The 22,481-nt window shown below is 32.8% G+C and carries 19 protein-coding genes; 16 read left to right on the top strand and 3 right to left on the bottom strand.

Annotated features, from left to right (window positions below; genetic code table 11):
• Positions 1 to 3: 3 nt before the first annotated feature.
• From BLT80_RS17320 to BLT80_RS17330, 3 genes are all read left to right on the top strand, one after another.
• Positions 4 to 1,053 (top strand): NAD(P)/FAD-dependent oxidoreductase, encoded by a 1,050-nt coding sequence (locus BLT80_RS17320; protein ID WP_092470329.1) that lies wholly within the window; start codon positions 4 to 6, stop codon positions 1,051 to 1,053.
• Between the two features lie 288 nt (positions 1,054 to 1,341).
• The gene (locus BLT80_RS17325) at positions 1,342 to 2,433 is read left to right on the top strand and encodes an acyloxyacyl hydrolase (RefSeq protein ID WP_092470332.1); all 1,092 of its coding nucleotides are present in this window, start codon (positions 1,342 to 1,344) and stop codon (positions 2,431 to 2,433) included.
• Positions 2,430 to 3,173: a head GIN domain-containing protein gene (locus BLT80_RS17330; RefSeq protein WP_092470334.1), complete on the top strand. Its 744-nt coding sequence runs from the start codon at positions 2,430 to 2,432 to the stop codon at positions 3,171 to 3,173. The genes BLT80_RS17325 and BLT80_RS17330 overlap by 4 nt, the downstream gene beginning before the upstream one ends.
• Positions 3,174 to 3,322: 149 nt before the next feature.
• On the opposite strand, the gene gldA is transcribed toward BLT80_RS17330, so the two are convergent.
• Positions 3,323 to 4,219, bottom strand: a complete 897-nt coding sequence (gene gldA, locus BLT80_RS17335; RefSeq protein WP_092470337.1) for a gliding motility-associated ABC transporter ATP-binding subunit GldA — start codon at positions 4,217 to 4,219, stop codon at positions 3,323 to 3,325.
• Positions 4,220 to 4,581: 362 nt separating this feature from the next.
• Between gldA and BLT80_RS17340 the strand changes: the two genes are divergently transcribed.
• The 5 genes from BLT80_RS17340 (at position 4,582) to BLT80_RS17360 (ending at position 10,356) form a co-directional block, all read left to right on the top strand.
• On the top strand, positions 4,582 to 5,409 hold the full coding sequence (locus BLT80_RS17340) for a prephenate dehydratase (RefSeq protein ID WP_092470339.1): 828 nt from the start codon (positions 4,582 to 4,584) through the stop codon (positions 5,407 to 5,409).
• The gene (locus BLT80_RS17345; RefSeq protein ID WP_092470342.1) at positions 5,406 to 6,548 is read left to right on the top strand and encodes a pyridoxal phosphate-dependent aminotransferase; all 1,143 of its coding nucleotides are present in this window, start codon (positions 5,406 to 5,408) and stop codon (positions 6,546 to 6,548) included. Before BLT80_RS17340 ends, BLT80_RS17345 begins: the two co-directional genes overlap by 4 nt.
• Positions 6,549 to 6,578: 30 nt before the next feature.
• Positions 6,579 to 7,430 carry a prephenate dehydrogenase gene (locus BLT80_RS17350; protein ID WP_092470344.1) on the top strand — a complete coding sequence of 284 codons (852 nt, stop codon included), beginning with the start codon at positions 6,579 to 6,581 and terminating at the stop codon, positions 7,428 to 7,430.
• Positions 7,431 to 7,451: 21 nt separating this feature from the next.
• Complete coding sequence (locus BLT80_RS17355) at positions 7,452 to 8,534, top strand: bifunctional 3-deoxy-7-phosphoheptulonate synthase/chorismate mutase type II (RefSeq protein ID WP_092470346.1); 1,083 nt, start codon at positions 7,452 to 7,454, stop codon at positions 8,532 to 8,534.
• 172 nt (positions 8,535 to 8,706) lie between these two features.
• Positions 8,707 to 10,356, top strand: coding sequence for a hypothetical protein (locus tag BLT80_RS17360; RefSeq protein WP_092470348.1), 1,650 nt, complete (start codon positions 8,707 to 8,709; stop codon positions 10,354 to 10,356).
• 61 nt (positions 10,357 to 10,417) lie between these two features.
• Here BLT80_RS17360 and BLT80_RS17365 read toward each other — a convergent pair whose 3' ends face one another.
• The gene (locus BLT80_RS17365; protein ID WP_245710295.1) at positions 10,418 to 10,831 is read right to left on the bottom strand and encodes a hypothetical protein; all 414 of its coding nucleotides are present in this window, start codon (positions 10,829 to 10,831) and stop codon (positions 10,418 to 10,420) included.
• Between the two features lie 140 nt (positions 10,832 to 10,971).
• On the opposite strand from BLT80_RS17365, the gene rsgA reads away from it, so the two are divergent.
• From rsgA to rlmN, 8 genes are all read left to right on the top strand, one after another.
• Positions 10,972 to 11,922 carry a ribosome small subunit-dependent GTPase A gene (gene rsgA, locus BLT80_RS17370; RefSeq protein ID WP_092470352.1) on the top strand — a complete coding sequence of 317 codons (951 nt, stop codon included), beginning with the start codon at positions 10,972 to 10,974 and terminating at the stop codon, positions 11,920 to 11,922.
• A gap of 47 nt (positions 11,923 to 11,969) precedes the next feature.
• On the top strand, positions 11,970 to 12,422 hold the full coding sequence (gene dtd / locus BLT80_RS17375) for a D-aminoacyl-tRNA deacylase (protein ID WP_092470354.1): 453 nt from the start codon (positions 11,970 to 11,972) through the stop codon (positions 12,420 to 12,422).
• 248 nt (positions 12,423 to 12,670) lie between these two features.
• Positions 12,671 to 14,587, top strand: coding sequence for a DUF3857 domain-containing protein (locus BLT80_RS17380; RefSeq protein WP_092470356.1), 1,917 nt, complete (start codon positions 12,671 to 12,673; stop codon positions 14,585 to 14,587).
• 39 nt (positions 14,588 to 14,626) lie between these two features.
• Positions 14,627 to 16,579, top strand: a complete 1,953-nt coding sequence (locus BLT80_RS17385) for a transglutaminase domain-containing protein (protein ID WP_092470358.1) — start codon at positions 14,627 to 14,629, stop codon at positions 16,577 to 16,579.
• A gap of 2 nt (positions 16,580 to 16,581) precedes the next feature.
• A complete protein-coding gene (locus BLT80_RS17390; RefSeq protein ID WP_092470360.1) occupies positions 16,582 to 16,908 on the top strand; it encodes a nucleotide pyrophosphohydrolase in 327 nt (108 codons plus the stop codon).
• Between the two features lie 32 nt (positions 16,909 to 16,940).
• Positions 16,941 to 18,167 carry a 3-phosphoshikimate 1-carboxyvinyltransferase gene (locus tag BLT80_RS17395; RefSeq protein WP_092470362.1) on the top strand — a complete coding sequence of 409 codons (1,227 nt, stop codon included), beginning with the start codon at positions 16,941 to 16,943 and terminating at the stop codon, positions 18,165 to 18,167.
• Between the two features lie 68 nt (positions 18,168 to 18,235).
• Positions 18,236 to 19,285 carry a tRNA preQ1(34) S-adenosylmethionine ribosyltransferase-isomerase QueA gene (gene queA, locus BLT80_RS17400; RefSeq protein ID WP_092470364.1) on the top strand — a complete coding sequence of 350 codons (1,050 nt, stop codon included), beginning with the start codon at positions 18,236 to 18,238 and terminating at the stop codon, positions 19,283 to 19,285.
• Positions 19,286 to 19,746: 461 nt separating this feature from the next.
• Positions 19,747 to 20,787, top strand: coding sequence for a dual-specificity RNA methyltransferase RlmN (rlmN, locus tag BLT80_RS17405; protein ID WP_092470366.1), 1,041 nt, complete (start codon positions 19,747 to 19,749; stop codon positions 20,785 to 20,787).
• A gap of 70 nt (positions 20,788 to 20,857) precedes the next feature.
• Here the strand turns inward: rlmN and BLT80_RS17410 are convergent, their stop codons facing one another.
• Positions 20,858 to 22,444 carry a T9SS-dependent choice-of-anchor J family protein gene (locus BLT80_RS17410; protein WP_092470368.1) on the bottom strand — a complete coding sequence of 529 codons (1,587 nt, stop codon included), beginning with the start codon at positions 22,442 to 22,444 and terminating at the stop codon, positions 20,858 to 20,860.
• Between the last annotated feature and the right edge of the window lie 37 nt (positions 22,445 to 22,481).

The raw sequence follows: 22,481 nt of genomic DNA on the forward strand, positions 1-22,481 counted from the left end.
ATTATGATTACAACAGATATACTTATTATAGGAGCAGGACCAACAGGTTTATTTACAGTATTTGAAGCCGGATTGTTAAAATTAAAGTGCCATTTAATTGATGCATTGCCCCAACCAGGTGGTCAGTGTTCTGAATTGTATCCTAAAAAACCGATTTATGATATTCCGGGATTTCCTGAAATTTTAGCTGGTGATTTAACCTCTAATTTATTAGAACAAGGGAAACAATTTCAACCAGGTTTTACATTAGGTGAACGCGCAGAAACCATTGAGACCTTAGACGATGGTAGTTTTATTGTGACGACAAATAAAGGCACCCAACATCACGCTCCAATTATAGCTATTGCTGGTGGTTTAGGAAGTTTTGAACCAAGAAAACCACAATTAGAAAATATCGATAGCTATGAAGATAACGGTTTAGCCTATTTTATTAAAGACCCAGAAGTGTATCGCGATAAAAAAGTGGTGATTGCAGGCGGAGGAGATTCAGCTTTAGACTGGGGTATTTTTTTAGCAGATGTTGCTTCAGAAGTGACTTTGGTTCACCGACGAAATGAATTTAGAGGTGCTCTAGATTCTGTGGAACGTGTGCAAGAATTAAAATTGCTCAACAAAATAAACATCATTACTCCTGCAGAAATTACAGCATTGCATGGTGAGCATAAAATTGAAGGAGTAGCGGTGACTAAAGATGGAGACACTCAAATTATAGAGGCAGATGCTTTTATTCCACTATTTGGTTTATCACCAAAATTAGGACCAATTGGAGATTGGGGATTGGAGATTGAAAAGAATGCGATTAAGGTAGATACAGTAGATTATCAAACGAATATTCCTGGTATTTATGCTATCGGAGATGTCAATACCTACGAAGGAAAACTAAAATTGATTCTTTGTGGTTTTCATGAAGCTACCTTAATGTGTCAATCAGCTTATAAAAGACTAAATCCAGGAAAGAAATTTGTTCTAAAATATACGACAGTAAGTGGTATAAACGGTTTTGATGGTACAAGAAAAGAATCACCAAAAGCAGTCGTAAAAGCAATTTTATAAATAAGAATAGATTTTCTAAAAACTTACATGTTTCAAAGGTTAAATACATAACAATTTCTTAGATTTTAACTAACAAAAGAATCTTTTTTTAATTAGATATTTGCACTTTATTATTAAGCCCTTAATCATGAAATTAATAAATAAGTATAAATCAGATTTTAGATTTGCTGTGCAACTTTTGGTGTTAACTGCCATATCATTAATCGCTACTTTATTTGTATAAAGTCTTGTGCGTTACTTAAGCAGCTAATTGTAATTATTGTCTATTTTTGCACCTCAATAATTGCCATGCGAAATCTACTATGTTCATTTTTATTACTACTGTCTATAGGACTCTACGGACAAGAAGAAAAGCATAGTACGTATTTTGATCTAAATTATTTTGGTGGCAATATAGCACTTCATAATAACAGTATTCTTCACTTAATTAAAGACCATCCTGAAGGTTTTATTTTTAGTTGGAACAAAAAAACGTTTGGAAACGAAGCTTGGGAACACCGGTTTAATTATCCAGATTATGGAGCATCCTTCATTTATCAAGATTTAAAGAACGAGACATTAGGTAATAATTTTGGTCTCTACGCGCATTATAATTTCTATTTTTTTAAACGTAATGTCATGTTGCGTCTTGGTCAAGGATTGGCATATTCAAGTAATCCTTATGATAAAATTGAAAACCCAAAAAATGTAGCTTTCGGTTCTGATATTTTGAGTTCAACCTACTTGATGGTTAATTATAAAAAAGACAGACTCTTTAATCGTATTGGTTTTCAGACTGGGTTGTCTTTAATTCATTACTCTAATGCTAATGTTAGAGCACCAAATACAAGCGTAAATACTATTGCTTTTAACGTGGGCATAACCTATCATTTGGATGTTGAGGATGCGGAATTTATCGAGACTAACGATGATGAGAAATTCACTGAAAAAATAAAATATAACCTCGCCTTTAGATCTGGCATTAATGAAAGTGATGTCATCGGAAGTGGACAGTTTCCGTTTTATGTGTTGTCTGCTTATGCCGATAAACGTCTAAGTCATGTTAGTGCTATTCAGTTTGGTGCAGATGTGTTTTTCTCAAATTTCTTAAAGGAGTTAATCTATTACTCATCGGTTTCGCTACATGAAGAAAATGTTAGTGGAGATGAAGATTATAAACGTGTTGGGCTTTTTGCAGGACATGAATTATTTATAAATAGAATGTCGGTTGAAACTCAATTAGGTTATTATGTGTATTACCCATTTGATTTTGAAGGCAGAACTTATATAAGAATAGGATTAAAACGGTATTTCGGAAAGAAGCTTTTCGGAGCTATAACGTTGAAATCGCATGGAGCAAAAGCAGAAGCTGTAGAATTTGGAATAGGAGTAAGATTATGAGAAAATTAGTTTACATATTTAGTTTGTTACTATTAGCTTGTAATAGCGAAGATGCTAACGATTGTTTTCAAACATCAGGAAGCATCATTCAGCAAGTGATTTCTATATCTAGTTTTGAGCGTATTCTTGTTCATAGAGATATTGAATTAATTATTAAAGACGCCCCTAATTATAAAGTCACAATTGAAACAGGTGAAAATTTAATTAACGATGTAGAGGTCGAAGTTATAGATGGTCAATTGGTATTAACAGATCATAATTCTTGCAACTACGTTAGAGATTATGGTATCACCAAAATATATGTTGAAACACCTACGCTTACTGAAATAAGAACATCTACCCAGTATGATATTTCATCTGATGGTGTTTTAAGTTATGATACGCTAAATTTACTTTCTGAAGATTATAATGAAACTAACGAATTTACGGTTGGTGATTTTAGGCTCAATATTAATTCTAATAACCTTTCTGTTTCATCTAATAATCTGTCGTTCTATTATATAAATGGCGCTGTAGATAATTTGTTTGTTGGTTTTTATGCAGGTGCTGGACGTTTTGAAGGTGAAAATTTAATAGCTCAAAATGTTCAAGTTTATCATCGTGGCAGTAATGATATGGTTATAAATCCACAACAATCTTTAACGGGTAAACTTTATGGTACAGGTGATTTGATATCTGTTAATGAACCACCAACAGTAGATGTTGAACGTTTTTATAATGGTCAATTACATTTTCAATAGTTTTGAATACATCAACAAAATGAAAAATACATTCTTGTTAATTTTAAAACACAACGGTTTGGGTTATTGGAAATTGAAAATGTTCCAGAACTTTTTAATATAGAAGGTTTAACCGAAGTACCAATAGAGGATTTTGATTTCTATAAGCCTTAATTACTCGTTAATTCACGAAATAAACTTTCTAAACTCGCATTCTTCTGATTCAGTTGTAGAATTTTCAGTTCATTATCATGTGCAAAATCAAACACATGTGAGCGCATATCTTCTTTAGTGGAAAACGTAATTTCATAAACAAAACCATACGTGTTCTTTACCGATTTTACTTTTGGTAATTTTAATAAAAAGGCATCTTCCACTCTAAAGTCAAATTCAACAATTACAATTTGTTCCTGGCCATCTCGTAAATCCTTCAAATATTTATCGGCAACTACTTCTCCTTTATTAATAATAATTACACGGTCGCACATGGCTTCAACTTCTTGCATAATATGTGTGGATAAAAACACGGTTTTTTCTTTTCCAATGTTTTTGATGAGGTTTCTTATATCTACGAGTTGGTTTGGATCTAAACCGGTTGTAGGTTCGTCTAATATTAAGACATCAGGATTATGTAACAACGCATTTGCTAAACCAACACGCTGTCTGTAACCTTTAGAAAGTTGACTTATTTTTTTGTGAGCTTCTGGTTGTAATCCCGTTAGTTTTATAACCTCTTCTATGCGCGATTTAGGCGTGCCATAAACATTCGCGTTAAAATTCAAATATTCTTTAACGTATAAGTCTGTATAAAGCGGATTGTGTTCTGGTAAATACCCAACACTACTTTGTACATTCTTCTTTTCTAAAGTCACATCAAACCCATTAACACTTGCAGAACCTTCAGAAGCTTCTATGTACGTAGTTAAGATTTTCATCATAGTGGACTTTCCTGCGCCGTTTGGACCCAGAAAACCAACGATTTCAGCATCATTTACCTTAAAAGAAACATTGTTAAGTGCTTTCTGATCTTTGTATAATTTGGTAATATTTGAAACTTCGATTGACATACAGATATAATTTATTCAAAAATAGTTAATTCCGAATATTGTAATGCAATTATTGTTAATTCTTTAAAACTTAGCAATTATTTAGAAAAAACTAATTCAACAATTTTGATTTGTAAAAATAATAATTACATTAGCCCTATAATTAAAGATTTCCACTGATGTGGAAAATGAATATGAACATATCTAGAGCATATTATAACTGGTTTTATTTCTTTTTTAGCTAAAGGAACGAGACTGAGTATGTTTTATTTAAAATATAGTTTTAAAAGTCTCGATTTAATCGGGACTTTTTTTATGTCAATTTTTAAGGAGCTGATAAACGTTAAACTGTTTTCAGAATCGGTAAACAAGAAAAATAAATTGTGAAAAAACCAATTGCTATACAAGGGATTAAAGGATCATTTCATCACGAAGTCGTTCAGAATTATTTTAATGGTGAAGCTGAGGTTGTAGAATGTATGACTTTTGATAGTGTTATTGATACATTACTAGAGGAGCAAACGGATGAAATTGTAATGGCTTTAGAAAATTCTATTGCAGGATCAATCATCCCTAATTATGCGCTAATCGATAATCATAATTTAAGTATTGTTGGTGAATGCTATTTAGATATTCAGCATAGTTTAATGGCGCTAAGTAATCAAAGTATTGAGGATATTTTAGAGGTACATTCACACCCTATGGCATTATTACAATGTAAGGTGTTTTTTAGAGAGTATCCGCATATAAAATTAGTGGAAGCTAAAGATACAGCTGATGTTGCAAAACAAATTTCAGAGCAAAATTTAAAAGGCATTGCAGCCATAGCGAGTAAAAATGCTGCACAGTTATACGGTCTTAATGTTTTGGCAGAAAGTATTCAAACGATAAAACATAACGAAACGCGTTTTGTTATTGTGAGACGGGAAAATAATCATACTGATAACGCTCATATTAATAAAGCATCTTTAAAGTTTGAATTAGATCATAAGCGCGGCAGTTTAGCGGCTTTATTAAATGTTTTAAGTGATTGTAAACTTAACCTTACCAAAATACAGTCATTGCCAAAAATTGATACACCTTGGAAATATGCGTTTTTCGTAGATGTTACTTTTGCGGACTATAAAGATTATGAAAAAGCCAAGTCTATTATAGGTTTAATGGCAGAGAATTTTAAAATATTGGGAGAATATAAAAATGCAAGACAATGATAGAAGTTGCAAAGCGATTACAAAATGTTGAAGAATACTACTTTTCTAAGAAGTTAAGAGAAGTGGCGCTTTTAAAGTCTCAAGGTAAACCTATTATTAATTTAGGTATTGGGAGTCCAGATTTAGAGCCACCTTTTAAAGCATCTATGTTGCTTCAAGATAGTTTATTAGATGAGAAAGCACACCAATATCAAAGTTATCAGGGCTTGCCAGAACTGAGGGAAGGGATTTCAAGTTTTTATAAAAACCATTATCAAGTTCATTTAAGTTCGCAAACAGAAGTATTGCCTTTAATGGGAAGCAAGGAAGGTATAATGCATATTTCCATGGCTTTTTTAAATAAAGGTGATAAAGTGTTAATTCCTAATCCTGGGTATCCAACATATGCATCGGTAACTAAACTTTTGGAAGCAAAGCCGGTATTTTACGACTTAAAGGAAGATAATAATTGGGAACCAGATTTTGCTGCTTTAGAGCGTTTAGATTTAAAACGTGTAAAAATTATGTGGATTAATTATCCGCATATGCCAACAGGTGCAAACGCAACTAATAAATTTTATGATAAGGTGATTGCGTTTGGAAAACGTCACGATATTTTAATAGTAAATGATAATCCTTACAGTTTTATTCTGAATGATAAACCAATAAGTATTTTAAGATACAAGAATGCTAAGGATGTTTGTTTGGAGTTAAACTCATTGAGCAAAACCTTTAATATGGCTGGCTGGCGTGTTGGAATGTTAGTTGGGAATTACGATTTTATAAGTGCTGTTTTACGCGTAAAAAGTAATATGGATTCTGGTATGTTTTATGGCATACAAAAAGGAGCTATTGAAGCTTTAAAATGTTCAGAAATGTGGTTTAAGAGTTTAAATAGTGTCTATCAATCCCGAAGAGCATTGATATGGAAATTAGCTAAAGGACTGAATTGTACTTACGATGAGCATGCTTCCGGATTGTTTGTTTGGGCAAAATTGCCACCACATTTAAAATCTGAAGAATTTACAGATTTAGTATTAAAAGAACATTCTATATTCATTACGCCAGGGACTGTGTTTGGTAGCAATGGTGAAGGCTATGTTAGGTTTTCATTATGCGCTCCAGAGGAAGTTATTGAAGAGGCCATTGCGAGGGTGTAGTTAATAAGCAGTAAAATTAAAAAGTTAAAAGTGAATAATATTTTTATTATAGGAGTAGGATTAATTGGAGGAAGCTTTGCGTTGGATATAAAAGCGTTGCATCCAGAATGTAAGGTTTTTGGTATTGATACAACTGAAGCACATCTTGAAGAGGCTTTGCAATTAGGAGTTATTGATGAAAAAGCAAATTTTGAAGATTTAAATAAAGCAGAAATTGTAATTATAGCGATTCCGGTAGATGCAACTTTAGAGGTTTTACCTAAGGTTTTAGATCATATTTCAGATGACACTATTGTCTTTGATGCAGGTTCTACTAAAGAGGATATTTGTGATAAAGTAAGAAATCACCCGAAGCGAAGAAATTATTTAGCAGTGCATCCTATTGCTGGTACAGAGCATTCTGGGCCAAAAGCAGCGATTCATGGCTTATATAAAAACAAGACGAATATTATATGTGAAGTTGAGGAAACAGCCTTCAAACTTCAAGAAAAAGCATTAAAGTTGTTTTCAGATTTAGGAATGCGAATTCGCTATATGAATCCTAAAGCACACGATAAACACATCGCTTATGTTTCACATTTATCGCATATAAGTGCGTTTATGTTGGGTAAAACGGTGATTGATAAAGAACGAAATGAACGCGATATTTTTGATATGGCAGGCAGTGGATTTGCAAGTACAGTGCGTTTAGCAAAAAGTTCGCCAGCGATGTGGACACCAATTTTTAAACAAAATAAAACAAATGTTATAGAGACTTTAGATGAGTATATCGATAATCTAAAGCACTTTAAGCAGTTGATGGAAGACAATGATTTTGAAGCTGTTTATAACGAAATGGAAAAAACAAATCACATAAAAGATATATTAAACGGAATACAATAGTAATTAAGAATAAAAGCAAAAATGGAAAACAAGAAAGAAATGAGAACTTGGTTGGATGATATGAATCTCGATCATCCATTAGTAATTGCAGGTCCTTGCAGTGCGGAAACAGAAGAACAAGTATTAAGAATAGCACACGAGCTAAAAGATACTGATGTTAATTACTATAGAGCAGGTATTTGGAAACCAAGAACACGTCCAGGTAATTTCGAAGGAGTAGGAGCTTTAGGTTTAAAATGGTTACAAAAAGTAAAGGCAGAAACAGGAATGAAAACCTGTACAGAAGTTGCAAATGCAGCGCATGTAAAGTTAGCCTTAGAGTATGATGTCGATTTATTATGGATTGGTGCACGTTCTACAGTGAGTCCATTTATTATGCAAGAAATTGCTGATGCCTTGCAAGGCACTGATAAAATCGTATTGGTTAAGAATCCAGTAAATCCAGATTTATCATTATGGTTAGGTGGTATTGAAAGATTGTATTCTGCAGGAATTAAAAATTTAGGAGCTATACATAGAGGATTCTCTACGTATGAAAAATCTAAATATAGAAATATACCAGAATGGCAATTGGCTATTGAGTTTCAAAATAGATTTCCAGATTTACCTTTAATTAACGATCCATCTCATATTACAGGTAATAGAGATATGATTTTAGAAGTGTCTCAAACGGCTTTAGATCTTAATTTTGACGGTTTAATGATTGAGACTCATTTTGACCCTGAAAATGCATGGAGTGATGCTGCACAGCAGGTAACGCCAAGTAGTCTTGTTCAGATTATGAAAGATCTGAAGATTAGAAAAGAATCAGATCCTGAAGCAGAATACAACTCTGAACTTAATAATTTAAGAGCTCAGATAGACGTTGTAGATAATCAGATTATCGATTTGTTAGGCAAACGTATGAAAGTTGCTGATGGTATCGGATTACTTAAGAAAGAAAAGAATGTTGCCGTGTTACAAAATAAGCGTTGGAATGAAATCTTGGGTAAAATGGTATTAGAAGGTAATGAAAGAGGATTAAGCGAAGAATTCATTTTAAAAATGTTTAAAGCGATTCACCAAGAATCTATTGTTCATCAAGAAAAGATTATAAATAATTAAAAATAAAAAAGGCTCGCAAATTGCGAGCCTTTTTTATTTAAAGTGTTCATTGTCAGAAATGAAGTCGTTTTGTTTGTACTTTAATGAGACGTGTGCTAAGATTAAATGTTAAAATCATGAAGTATTTACGTTATAAAACACTTATAATTGTGATCTCATCAACAAAATTAAAATGATTTATAAAAAACCGCTATTACTTGTATTTGCTTTATTAGTTTCTATATCAATGTATTCTCAAATTCAAGTTGGGGATTTTACGTTTACCCACGGTACGGAAATTGAAGATAATTCTCAGAAAATAGTCCGAATTGCTGGTGAAGTAGATGGTAAGATTTACGCACTTGCAAACAAGAAGAAAAACTATTTTATAAAAGTGTTTAATTCGTCAGATATGTCACTTATCTCAACAAATGAAATAGACCTATCAGATTTTAAAGATCGTTCTATAGACTTTGAAGAAATTACGCTAATAGGAAGTAAAGTTTACGTTTTTGGAAGTGTTTATACAAAAAAAGAAAAAACAGCTCACTTATTTGGTGTGGAGGTTTTATCTGATGGAAAACTGTCTACGGAGTTTGTGAAAATATTTTCTACCAAAGTCACTAAGAAAAGGGAACAAGGTGCTTTTTACTTTAAGGATTCGCCAACAGGAGATCGGTTTTTAATTATGCATGCTGCACTTTTTGATAAAGAAGAAGTTATTCAATACGAAATTAAATTGCTAGATGAAAATTTGAATACAGCAATGTCTCATATAGAGAAAGTGCCCTTTGAAGACAGAAAAGATTTAGAATTTACGATATCTGATTATGATGTTAGTGTTAATGACGATGTGTTTTTAGTTATTAATGAAAGCTTTAGAGACCGAAAGACAAAAACGAATAACGAAAAATTTGAAGTGCATGCTTTTAAAAGTGCTAATGGCTATGCTAAAGAAGTTATCGATATAAAATTCACAGATAAGGAAATTATTAATTGTGAAATGTTAGCAAATAAAGAAGGTAAACTTCATTTGGTTGGTTTCTATTCTAGCGTAAGAAAGAATGGTAAAGCAAATAAAGAATTAAAAGGAATTTATGCCGCATCTATAATAGTTGCGACTAATGAAGTTGAACGTCTTAATTTTAATGAGTTCGATTACGAGACTAAAGTGAAACTAATAGGTGAGCGTCGCGCTAAGAAAGGAAAAGATGTTAAGCCTTTATATGTAACACATAGTTTAATTGAAAAAAATGATGGAGGTTTAATATTGTTATCAGAGTATCAATTAATAGTCCAAGGACAATCTTCTGGAATTGGACCTCTAGCATTTACACCAATTACGTTTATAAACAACGAAATTATTGTAACCTCATTAAATCCAGATGGTACGGTAGCTTGGTCTAATGTTATTCCTAAAAAACAAAAGGCAAGTTATACAACACTGTCATTAGGAATTTTTGGTTTTTCAAATCAAGGAAATTTTAGTGTAAGTGCAGGTATTATGGTGCCATTGACAGTAATGGGAAAAGGCCCTGAATACTTAAGCGCAATGCCTGTTTATCATAACGGTAAGCTGACTGTTATTTTTAATGATAATACTAAAAATTATGGCGTAACAGATATTGAAGATATTAAATGGTTAGGAAACTATAATAAAGCGGTACCAGCTGCCATGACTTTTAATAATGACGGAAGTTTCACGAGATTAGATCAAGAAAATGTTGAAAAATTTCAATTAATCTTGCGACCAAGAGTGTATTATAGAACGTCGCCATCTGAATATATTATTTATTCTTCAAGAAAAAGCAAGGATAAATTGGGTAGGATGTCAATCAATTAGTAGGAAAAATAATTAGATATAAAAAAGGCTCGCAATTTGCGAGCCTTTTTTAAGTATATATCTATTTTACACGTTTAAATGTATATCGGGTTACAAAAATACCTTGGCCATCATCTTTACCACTGTCGCTTTCTACAGCACTGTTTATAAACATAAGCTCCCAACCTTCTTTTGCCATATTCGTAAGTTTAGAACTAACAAGAGCATCATTTGAAACTATATTTTGAAAACGAATACCACCAATATTATAGAAGTTTAATAACTTGGTTTCTTCAAAATCCTTTACACGTATATCTTTTCTTTTAGATTTATTTCTACTGTTGTTGTCTTCTGTTTGCTCAGAAGTAAATTCTTCGTAATCTACGTTAGCATTAGATGATATTAATCGTGAACGTCCTAAGCCACTAGATACGATAGATTCAATGCTAGTAATTACTTTGTATTCAATTTCTGTAACTGGCCTTTCTTCCTTCATAAAAGAGAAGGAAATAAACCCAGCAATAAGTAATCCGATAATAAGTAATTTTTTTTTCATGATAAATGTTTTAAGTTTTATGACTGTAAATTAAGTACTTTTTTAGTTTAAAATCGTTTCTTTGTTATACTATAAAAAACATGACAGGAACAGTATATAAATCTACAGGCAGTTGGTACACTGTAAAAACCCTAAATGGTAAATTCTATGAATGTAGAATTAAAGGCCGTTTTAGATTGGCTGGTATTAAAAGTACCAACCCAATTGCTGTTGGCGATAAAGTAGAGTTTGAGCTAGAAACTAAGAACAACACAGAAACTGGTGTAATTCACCGCATTGAAGAACGTAAAAACTACATTGTTCGTAAGTCGGTAAACCTTTCTAAGCTAACGCATATCATTGCGTCTAATATCGATCAGGTATTTTTATTAGTGACTATTGATAATCCTCCAACATTTACCACGTTTATCGATCGGTTTTTAGTGACTGCCGAAGCCTATTCTATTAAAACAGTGCTACTTTTTAATAAAGTAGATACGTATAGTGAAGAGACGTTGCTAGAGGTGAAATATCTCGCTAGTGTTTATAGAGCTATAGGTTACGAATGTATTGGTATTTCTGCAACCACAGGAAAGAATATAGACAAGGTAAAAGCCTTAATGGAAGGTAAAGTAAGCATGTTTGCTGGGCATTCTGGTGTTGGTAAATCGACGCTTGTAAATGCCATTGAGCCTTCTTTAGACTTAAAAACAAAGGTTATTTCTACACAACATAGCCAAGGACAGCATACCACAACATTTGCAGAAATGTTCGACCTCAGTTTCGATGCGGTTATTATTGATACTCCAGGAATTAAAGGATTTGGAGTGGTTGATATGGAAAAAGAAGAAGTTGGTGATTATTTTCCTGAGTTTTTTGCGTTAAAGCAAGATTGTAAGTTTAATAATTGTATTCACATCAACGAGCCAAAATGTGCCGTTAAAGATGCTTTAGAAGCCAATGAGGTTTCTTATTCAAGATATAAAAGTTATGTGCAAATTTTAGAAGGTGAAGATGAGCATTATAGAACAGATAATTGGGACGAGGTTTAATAATTAATTTTTAGTTGCAGTAAATAGTCGAATTAAGTCGTCATGTTATGAGAATAGTAATACAAAGAGTTTCTGAAGCTTCAGTTGTTATAGATAATTCTAAGGTTGCAACAATTCAAAAAGGGCTTGTAATTTTATTGGGTATCGAAAATGATGATAGCCAAGAAGACATCAATTGGCTTTGTAATAAAACAGCTAATCTTCGTATTTTTCCCGATGACGATGGTGTAATGAATATCTCCTTAAAAGTTTCAGAAGGAGATGTTATCTTGGTAAGTCAATTCACACTTCACGCTAGTACCAAAAAAGGAAATCGACCAAGTTATATTAAAGCTGCGAAACCAAACATTGCAATTCCGCTTTATAAGGCCTTTATTAAGACACTTCAATCCACATTGGGTAAATCCATACAAACGGGTGAGTTTGGTGCAGATATGAAAGTGTATCTGGTCAATGACGGTCCGGTTACTATAATCATCGACTCTAAGAATAAAGAGTAACACTCAAGAGCAATTCATAACGCATATAATTCTAAATTTAGATCTGTCATTTCGTTAAGTTGAAATGGTGTAATATGTTTCGAAAATGATTCATAATAAATTATGGGTCTATAAAAAATCAATCAAATTTTGAAATAAATAGGACGGTCATCGAATAATTTAGAAACGTAAGAAATTTATATTAGAAATAGTTTGGGATATTGTTTTTCCTTTATATATTGTAAAGCTAAACCTGTTAAAACTATCTAATGCTCAAATCACTACCTAACAATATTAGTCTTTTTTCTTACTTGTTTTTTGTTTCAATATCTAGCTTCTCTCAAACTGAAGACGCCTATATAGCATTGCTTGCTCCTCAAGAATTAATGACTAAAGTTAATGCCATTGTCAGATACGATAATCAGAGGATTGAAATTAACGCCATTGACGATATGGTAGTGCATACCAAACGTGTCGTAACTATTTATAATAAATACGGAGATAAACATGCCAATTCTTTAGAATTTTATAGCGAGAACTCTAATATTAAAACGATAGAGGCTAGAATTTACGATAGTTATGGTGAAGAAATAAAGAAGATAAAAAAGAATGACTTTACCGATAATAGTGCCGTAAGTGGAGGTACATTATATTCAGATAGTCGTATTAAATATTACGATTATACACCAATAAGTTACCCTTACACTATTGAGTTTATATCTGAAGTAAAACATAATACCACAGCTTTCATTCCACAATGGAGACCTGTAAATGGTTATTTTTTAGGTATTCAACATGCAGAATATAAGATTGAAAATAATTCTGGAATACCCTTAAAAGTCAAAAAGGAAAATATTGAAAATAATAAAGTTGTTGAGGTTTCAGAAAATCATTTTACAATAGAAAATTTACCAGGTGTTCATTACGAATCCTATAGTCCGTCTCTTGTCACATTTACGCCAAGTGTAAAGCCTGCATTAACTAAGTTTAATATGAACGGTGTTGAAGGTGTGAATACCAATTGGCAAGATTTTGGAAAATGGGTTTATGGTGAGTTGTTAACAGGTACAGACATATTGCCGCAATCCGCTATCGATGATGTAAAGGCATTAACGAATGGTGTAGATGATAAAATAGAACGCGCAAAACTTGTTTATAAATACATGCAAGATAAAACACGATATATCAGTGTTCAAATTGGTATTGGAGGTTGGAAGCCAATGTTGGCAGACGATGTAAATAAATTGGGTTATGGTGACTGTAAAGGTTTAACTAATTATACAAAAGCATTGTTGGAAGCTGTAGATGTGCCGTCCTACTATACCTTGGTGTTTGGTGGTAGAAATATATTAGATATTGATGATGAATTTTCGTCCGCTCAAGGGAATCATGCTATTCTGTGTGTGCCTAACAACGATGAAAATATTTTCTTAGAGTGTACGAGTCAAACAAATCCTTTTGGGTTTTCAGCCGGTTTTACAGATGATAGAGTTGTGTTGTTGGTTAAGCCAGAAGGAGGTGAAATTGTACGAACCAAAATTTATGAAGCAGACGAAAGCGTTCAAAAAACAAATGCAAATGTTATAATGGATGCTACTGGTGGTTTTACTGCAGATGTAAGTATTGAAACGACAGGGTATCAGTATAGTCTTCACGAAGGCATTGAAAATAACACAGAACGCGATCAACATAGTCATTACAAGGACTATTGGGATAATATCAATAACATTACCATAGAAAATATCAATATTGTAAATGATAAAGAAAGTATTCTTCTTAGTGAAAACGTAAAATTATCGGCAACTAATTACGCTTCAAAAAGTGGTGATAGACTTATTTTTCAGCCTAATATGTTTAATACGGTAACCACAATTCCTTCAAGATATACAGATCGAAAATTAGAATTTAAAGTAGACCGCTCTTTTAAAGATGTAGATGAATTTATTATTCAATTACCAGAAGGTTTAATGGTTGAAGCCATGACAGATTCTAAAGAAATTAAAACCCAATTTGGAAGTTATAGTTTTAAGTTAGAAACATTAGATGATAATAAATTGAAATATACACGAACGTATATTTTACTCAAAGGAAACTACCCAAAGGAAGATTATAAAGCATTTAGAGACTTTAGAAAACAAATTGTAAAGCACGATAAAAGCAAAATAGTATTAATTAAAGCTTCATAATTTCCAATATCATAATTCAACCTAATAATCAATTCAATAATGAAAAATCTACTACTTACATTCGTAATAGTCTTAAGTTTTAACTTTTTAAGTGCTCAGGATTATGACTTCGGTAAAATTTCAGATGCCGAACTTCAAGAAAAGTATCATCCAAAAGATTCTGCGTCTTCGGCAGCTATATTATATCGTAACGAGGATATAAGTTTCTTTTTCTCTTCAAATGAAGGGTTTATGCAACAGCGTAAAGTTCATGAACGTATAAAAATATACAACAAAGATGGTTTTGATTGGGCAACGAAAAAAATCTATCTATATCAAGGGACAGGGCAAAGAGAAACCGTTAATGGCTTAAAAGGATTTTCCTATAATCTTGTGGATGGTAAGATTGAAAAGGATAAATTGAAAAGTGATGGTAAATTTGAAGAAGATTATAGCGAATTCACCAAAATTAATTCATTCACCTTACCAAACGTCAAAGAAGGCACTGTAATTGAATATCAATATACCGTTACATCTCCTCGAATTAGTATAGACGATATCATTTTTCAATTTAGTGTGCCTATTAATAAATTAGATGTTAGAATTGCTACACCTGAGTATTATATATATAAAAAGCAGACGAATCTTCAGGCTAAATTTACGCCTAATGTAAATGAAACTTATATAAACACGAGGACGCCATTCGATTATAAAATTAATATTATTAATATCAACGAGGAGAATATTCCGGCCATAAGATCTGAGGCGTATGCTGGTAGTATTAATAATTACAGAAGTAAAATGGCAATGGAGTTGACGGCGACTTTAAATAATATGAAAATTATTAATAAGACATATTCTACAACTTGGGAGTCAGTTTCAAAAACTATTTATGATAGTGAAGATTTTGGAGGGCAATTATCTAGATTTAGCATTTATAAAGACGATTTAGAAGCGGCATTAGATGGCATTGAAGACGATTTTGAAAAAGCAGCAGCCGTAGAAAAATTAGTAAAATCTAAAGTAAAATGGAACGGCAGATATGGTAAATATGCGCAAAATGGAATTAGATCAGCATATAAAGATGGCGAAGGTAATGATGCGGATATAAATTTAATGGTGGTTTCCATGTTGCGTTCTCAAGGTGTTAATGCTAATCCGGTTTTAATAAGTACAAGAAACAATGGTATTCCGCTATTTCCAACACGCGAAGGGTTTAATTATGTGATTTGTAGTGTTCAAAAAGGGGAAGAGTATTTATTAATAGATGCTACTGAAGAATATAGTACTAATAATGTATTGCCACAACGTGTACTTAATTGGCAAGGTCGATTGATTGAAGATAATAAAGTATCGCGTTGGATTTCTATTCAGCCAAATAAAAAATCATTAGAGTCTTCAATGCTTAATGTAACAATTAATGAAGATTTTTCAGTATCAGGAAAAGTAGCACAGCATCTTACCGATTACGTGGCTTATTCTCATAGAAATAGATATGCGGTCCTAACAGAAGAAGATCATATAAAATCATTAGAAAAGGATAAAGGTGATATTGAAATAAGTGAATTAAATATAGAAAACACAAAAGATATAACGCAACCAATTAAAGTGAGTTACGAGTACGAATTGTCAGATGGTATTGATGAGGTTGGTGATAAACTCTATTTTTCTCCATTATTGTTTTTAGCGACGAAAGAAAATCCTTTTAAATTGGAAGAACGTGAGTATCCAATCGATTTTGTAATTCCTTATACAGATAAATATATGGTTAATATTATGCTTCCAGAAGGGTACGATGTAGAATCACTTCCTAAGTCAGAAGCATTAGAGTTTAAGGATGCTAACGTAACATTTACGTACCTTGTTCAGCAAAACGGAAAATATTTGCAATTAAAAGCGCAATTAGATATTGCTAATCCTTTAATTTTGCCGGTAGATTACAAGGCTTTTAAAGCCTTTTATAGCAAAATAGTAGAGAAACAAGCAGAACAAATCGTATTAACTAAGGTATAAATATGAATATTAAAAACGCACAAAAAGAAGTTGACGATTGGATTAATGAACACGGTGTACGTTATTTTAATGAACTTACAAATATGGCGCAGCTAACCGAAGAGGTTGGAGAAGTAGCACGTATTATAGCCAGACGTTATGGGGAACAAAGCGAAAAAGAAAGCGACAAAAATAAAGATTTAGGTGAAGAGTTATCTGATGTCATGTTCGTGGTATTATGTTTAGCAAACCAAACAGGTATAGACTTACAGGCTGCTTTTGATAAAAAAATGGATAAAAAAGCAAAACGAGACCACAACAGACATCACAATAATGATAAATTAAAGTAGTTTTGTCATTCATTTTATTTTAGAGCTTTCTTATGGACATTAGTATCCAAAAATCAAAACTGCATAATCAACAAAAGGTTCAAATTACGGGGTCAAAAAGTGAGTCTAATCGCTTGTTGCTCCTTCAGGCGTTGTATCCTCAAATTAGTATCAACAATGTGTCTAATTCAGATGATTCTGTGCTGATGCAAAAAGCATTAGTTTCAGAAGAAAAACTGATTGATATCCATCATGCTGGTACGGCCATGCGTTTTTTAACGGCCTATTTTTCAATTCAAAGTGGCAGAGAAACTGTAATTACAGGATCACCTCGTATGAAAGAACGTCCAATTAAAATATTGGTCGATGCTTTAAAAATGTTAGGAGCAGAAATTACGTATTTAGAAAATGATGGTTTTCCACCTTTACGAATAATAGGTAAAGAATTAACGGAGCATAAGGTGACTTTAGAAGCCAATGTGAGCAGTCAGTATATTTCGGCATTATTGCTAATTGCGTCTAAATTAGAAAACGGATTAGAATTAACGCTAAAAGGAAAAATAACATCTGTGCCTTATATTAATATGACTTTGAGTCTGTTAAATAGTATTGGTATAGAAACTAGTTTTGTAGAAAACACCATTTCAGTAAAACCTAATGCAGCAAACCTAGAACCTCAATCACTAACTGTTGAATCGGATTGGTCATCAGCCTCCTATTTTTATGGTTTAATAGCTTTAAGTGATGTCGATACAGAAATTACTATCGGAGCCTATAAAAACAAGAGTTTGCAAGGGGATTCTGTATTAGCTGATATTTATGAAAAATTTGGAGTTACCACTACTTTTGAAGATGATTCGATTACACTTCGAAAATCCTCAAATATTGACATTAAATCTATTATCGAATTAGATTTAAAAAATGCTCCAGATATTGCACAAACCATAGCTGTAACAGCATTTGGTCTAGGATTAAAATGTTCTATGATAGGTTTACATACCTTAAAAATTAAGGAAACAGATCGTTTAGTAGCGCTTAAAATCGAATTAGAAAAATTAGGAGCCGAAGTACACATTACAGACCTTTCTTTACATTTAGAACCGTCAAAAACAATCAATAGCAACGTAGCAATAGCAACATATAATGATCATAGAATGGCGATGGCTTTTGCTCCTTTAGGTTTAAAAGTGCCAATTGTTATCGAAAACGCTGATGTGGTGAGTAAATCATACCCTCAATTTTGGGAAGATTTTAAAGCGATTGGGTTCAATTTAAAATAAACCCTTATTTACTTGACAAGGCCTATGTTGAGATTGTATCTTTGCAATTCGAAAAAAAAATAATATACATGAAATTATCACATTTCCATTTTGACCTTCCAGACGAATTATTAGCAGAACGTCCTGCAGAACACAGAGACGAATCTAGATTGATGGTTCTTGATAGAGCAAAACAAACTATCGAGCACAAGCAATTCAAAGATATTATCGATTATTTTGATGAAGGTGATGTGATGATAATGAATGATACCAAAGTGTTCCCGGCACGTTTATTTGGTAATAAAGAAAAAACAGGCGCACGTATCGAAGTGTTTTTATTACGTGAGTTAAACCAAGATCAACGTCTTTGGGATGTATTGGTAGATCCGGCTCGTAAAATAAGAATTGGTAATAAATTATATTTCGGTGACGATGAGACTTTAGTTGCTGAAGTAATTGACAATACAACATCTAGAGGTAGAACGTTACGTTTCTTGTATGACGGATCTTATTCTGACTTTAGAACAAAACTAACGCAACTTGGTGAAACACCATTACCAAAGTATATTAATAGAGAGGTAGAGCCAGAAGATGAAGAGCGTTACCAAACTATTTATGCGAAAAATGAAGGAGCTGTAGCAGCACCAACAGCAGGTTTGCATTTTTCTAAGCATTTATTAAAACGTTTAGAGATTAAAGGAATTAAAACAGCAGAAGTAACATTACATGTTGGTTTAGGTACGTTTAACCCAGTTGAGGTTGAAGATTTGTCTAAGCACAAAATGGATAGTGAAGAGATTGTAATCAAACAAAGTGCAGCAGACATTGTAAATAATGCAATCGAAAATAAAAAGCGTGTGTGTGCTGTAGGTACAACATCAATGCGTACAATTGAAAGTTCAGTATCATCAAACGGAAGATTAAATGAATTTGAAGGTTGGACCAATAAATTTATATTCCCTCCGTATGATTTTAGTATCGCTAACTGTATGATCACTAATTTTCATACACCAAAATCGACGTTGTTAATGATGACATCAGCTTTTGCAGGTCATGATTTTATGAAGAAAGCATACGAAGAAGCCGTAAAAGAGAAGTATAGATTTTACTCTTATGGAGATGCTATGTTAATCATCTAAGCATTCAAAAATCATAAAGTTTTAAAAAAGTCTCTTCATTGAGGCTTTTTTTGTTTTTAATATTTTTGGCGTTACCCAAGGGGCAGGCTGTTCGCTGCAAGTCCTCGCAATTTGGATAAAAGATCCAAACTTCTGTGGGCTTTCCACTATAGCCAAGTTGAATATGTATTTTGGTAGAAATAAATTGAATTATTTTTAGATTAATAGAAACGAAAAAATCTTAGCATAGCCTGTGTTACGGTACTATTTTTTTGTGAAAAGTAAGCTAAAAAGAAACGATTTTCGACAACATTACATGTTTAATTTGGCATTTATCCTTAACGCGCCATCCGATGTTAAATTGTCGCATCAAACCAAATATGATACTCTCAATCGATATGAATTGAGATTTTTATCTTTGCAGCATCGCGACTTTACGAGAAGCCTAAATTTTAATAATACATTCACTACTTTTGCAAAATATGGAAACTAAGAAAAAAGACGTAAGAGCACTAACCAAAGACCAATTAAGAGAATTCTTTGTGTCACAAGGAGATAAAGCTTTTAGAGGGAATCAGGTTTATGAGTGGTTATGGCAAAAGTCAGCACATAGTTTTGAGGATATGACTAATGTATCTTTAGAAACACGACAAATGTTAGAAGCTAATTTTGTAATTAACCATATAAAAGTAGATCAGATGCAACGTAGCTCTGATGGTACTATTAAGAACGCTGTAAGACTCCACGATGATTTAATAGTAGAATCTGTACTTATTCCTACAGCGACGAGAACAACGGCTTGTGTGTCGTCTCAAGTAGGTTGTAGTTTAGATTGTAGGTTTTGCGCAACGTCGCGTTTAAAACGTATGCGAAATCTTAATCCAGATGAAATATACGATCAAGTTGTCGCTATCGATAACGAAAGTCGATTATATCACAACAGACCCTTGAGTAACATTGTGTTTATGGGAATGGGAGAGCCTTTAATGAATTATAATAACGTTCTTAAAGCAATCGATAAAATTACATCACCAGAAGGTTTGGGAATGTCGCCAAAACGAATTGTAGTATCAACCTCTGGAGTGCCAAAAATGATTAAGAAGATGGCAGACGATAATGTGAAATTTAAGTTAGCAGTTTCACTACATTCTGCAATCGATGAGATTCGTACGTCTATAATGCCATTTAATGCTACATTTCCGTTAAGTGACTTAAGAGAATCTCTTCAATATTGGTATGCCGCAACGAAGAATAGAATAACTTATGAGTATGTGGTATGGGATGGTATCAACGATAAGCGAAAGGACGCTGAGGCTTTAGTAGAGTTTTGCAAATTCGCACCAAGTAAAGTCAACCTTATAGAATATAACCCAATTGACGATGGTGAGTTTCAACAAGCCAATTCAAAAGCAATCGATATGTACGTCAGTGTTCTTGAGGCTAATAATATTACGGTAACCGTAAGACGAAGTAGAGGAAAGGATATTGATGCTGCTTGTGGTCAGTTGGCTAATAAGAGTTAAAGTAAAAATTATTTAGATTTTAGACATAAAAAAAAGCGGCAATTGCCGCTTTTTTTAGTTTAGAAGTTTTTTAATTCTTCGCAAATTTGATTGTTTCAGTATTACCATTAATACTTACTTTTGCTAAATACACTCCGGTACTTAATGAAGAAACGTCAATAGTTTCAGTTGTATTAGATAATGATTTTGATATTATATTTTGTCCTAATAAAGAATAGATTTCTACGCTTGTCATTGCCAAGTTAGAAGATTCTATGATTAAAGATTGACTATTTTTGTTATAAAAATGTTTAAAAGTATTAGCATTAAATTCAGTAACGCTAAGAGATTCACTTGTTACACTAAAAGCATCAACAACAACTGAGTTTCCTTGAGTAGCAGTAGCTAAGAAACTAGATTTATCATGAATACCAAAATAATATTCTCCATCAACTGTTGGAGTGAAAGTTGCCATACGTTGTGTGTAAGTTATATTATCTAAATCATCTAATGAAAGTATAACAGTGTCAGTAGTACCGTCATTGCTAGTTGAGATAGTAATGTCAATATCTTTATTTGGTCTAGTAAAAGAAGATGTAGCTATATTTCTTTGAAAAAACGAGAAAGTATATTCATTTAATGTTGATAGATTAAAAGGACCTACATACAATCTAGCGTCAGCATCTACAGTAGTTGTAGTATTGTTCGAGAATATTGATGCAACTCCATCGTATGCATAATCATTAGTAGTATCTCCATCAGTAGTGTCATCTACATTATAATTCCAATCACCATTACCTGCAAAGGAAAGTCCAAGATTCAATAATAAAGCCTGGTTAGCTTCTGCTTCTAGATCTTCGCTAAAAGGGATGGAATTAGATGGACTTGTGCCTACAATTAATTCAATATATTCAGAGTAATCTCCGCCACCACAATTTTGTCTTACAAAAACGTTATAAGAAGCCCCAGGTATTAATCCCGTTAATTGGTAGCTGTCATCAGCTGTAACTGTAGCTGTGCTTCCGCCCCCACCTTGCGTATAAGGAAAAACACCCCATTCTATGTCATAATTGTTAGCGGTTGTCATTGATATATCAACAGTTGACTGTGCGAAAGCATCAAAAGTAGCAACAGGATTAGCACAAGTAGGTGCTACTGTAAAATCAACATTATCAAGTGCCCAACCATCACCATCATTATTCTCCATAACAAATGCTACATAAACTGAACTTCCTATATAAGTAGATAAGTCTACAGACCAAGGCAAGAAACCACCACCATTGGTATCTAACTCATCTATTGTTAAAACAGTAGTAAAAGCCGAAGTATTAGTTTGGCTGGCATCCGTAGAAATTCTAACGGTAACTTGAGAGTTATAATCAGGAGCATTAAAATCCGTCATTTCAAATGTCAACAAGTTTGTAGTTGCTGTGACGGCTACTTGAGGTGTAACAATCCAATCTTCTGCTATCTGTCCAGCAGGAAGAATCTCGGACCATCTTACAGATACGTTCTCATTAACGTCATCTACGGTCCAAGAGTGCGTGGTTCCAATACCATTATCATAAACAGCCCAACCAGAGGGTATTGTGGTGCCTCCATCAAAACTTTCTGGGAATTGAGCATAGCTCATAAAGCTTACGCATAATGTTAATAATAATAAAGTAATTTTTTTCATGTGTTTTTGATTTTTTTTAATTAGTAGGGATAAAGTT

Origin of the sequence: Winogradskyella thalassocola, from assembly GCF_900099995.1 — a bacterium.
In the GTDB taxonomy this organism is placed as follows: domain Bacteria; phylum Bacteroidota; class Bacteroidia; order Flavobacteriales; family Flavobacteriaceae; genus Winogradskyella; species Winogradskyella thalassocola.

Bases quoted from the DNA above. Each gene is read 5' to 3' on its own strand.
- gldA (WP_092470337.1), bottom strand. From the start codon at position 4,219: ATGTCAATCGAAGTTTCAAATATTACCAAATTATACAAAGATCAGAAA.
- queA (WP_092470364.1), top strand. From the start codon at position 18,236: ATGAAATTATCACATTTCCATTTTGACCTTCCAGACGAATTATTAGCA.
- BLT80_RS17330 (WP_092470334.1), top strand. From the start codon at position 2,430: ATGAGAAAATTAGTTTACATATTTAGTTTGTTACTATTAGCTTGTAAT.
- BLT80_RS17385 (WP_092470358.1), top strand. From the start codon at position 14,627: ATGAAAAATCTACTACTTACATTCGTAATAGTCTTAAGTTTTAACTTT.
- BLT80_RS17360 (WP_092470348.1), top strand. From the start codon at position 8,707: ATGATTTATAAAAAACCGCTATTACTTGTATTTGCTTTATTAGTTTCT.
- BLT80_RS17390 (WP_092470360.1), top strand. From the start codon at position 16,582: ATGAATATTAAAAACGCACAAAAAGAAGTTGACGATTGGATTAATGAA.
- BLT80_RS17365 (WP_245710295.1), bottom strand. From the start codon at position 10,831: ATGAAGGAAGAAAGGCCAGTTACAGAAATTGAATACAAAGTAATTACT.
- dtd (WP_092470354.1), top strand. From the start codon at position 11,970: ATGAGAATAGTAATACAAAGAGTTTCTGAAGCTTCAGTTGTTATAGAT.
- BLT80_RS17325 (WP_092470332.1), top strand. From the start codon at position 1,342: ATGCGAAATCTACTATGTTCATTTTTATTACTACTGTCTATAGGACTC.
- BLT80_RS17395 (WP_092470362.1), top strand. From the start codon at position 16,941: ATGGACATTAGTATCCAAAAATCAAAACTGCATAATCAACAAAAGGTT.
- BLT80_RS17345 (WP_092470342.1), top strand. From the start codon at position 5,406: ATGATAGAAGTTGCAAAGCGATTACAAAATGTTGAAGAATACTACTTT.
- BLT80_RS17320 (WP_092470329.1), top strand. From the start codon at position 4: ATGATTACAACAGATATACTTATTATAGGAGCAGGACCAACAGGTTTA.
- rsgA (WP_092470352.1), top strand. From the start codon at position 10,972: ATGACAGGAACAGTATATAAATCTACAGGCAGTTGGTACACTGTAAAA.
- BLT80_RS17380 (WP_092470356.1), top strand. From the start codon at position 12,671: ATGCTCAAATCACTACCTAACAATATTAGTCTTTTTTCTTACTTGTTT.
- rlmN (WP_092470366.1), top strand. From the start codon at position 19,747: ATGGAAACTAAGAAAAAAGACGTAAGAGCACTAACCAAAGACCAATTA.
- BLT80_RS17355 (WP_092470346.1), top strand. From the start codon at position 7,452: ATGGAAAACAAGAAAGAAATGAGAACTTGGTTGGATGATATGAATCTC.
- BLT80_RS17410 (WP_092470368.1), bottom strand. From the start codon at position 22,444: ATGAAAAAAATTACTTTATTATTATTAACATTATGCGTAAGCTTTATG.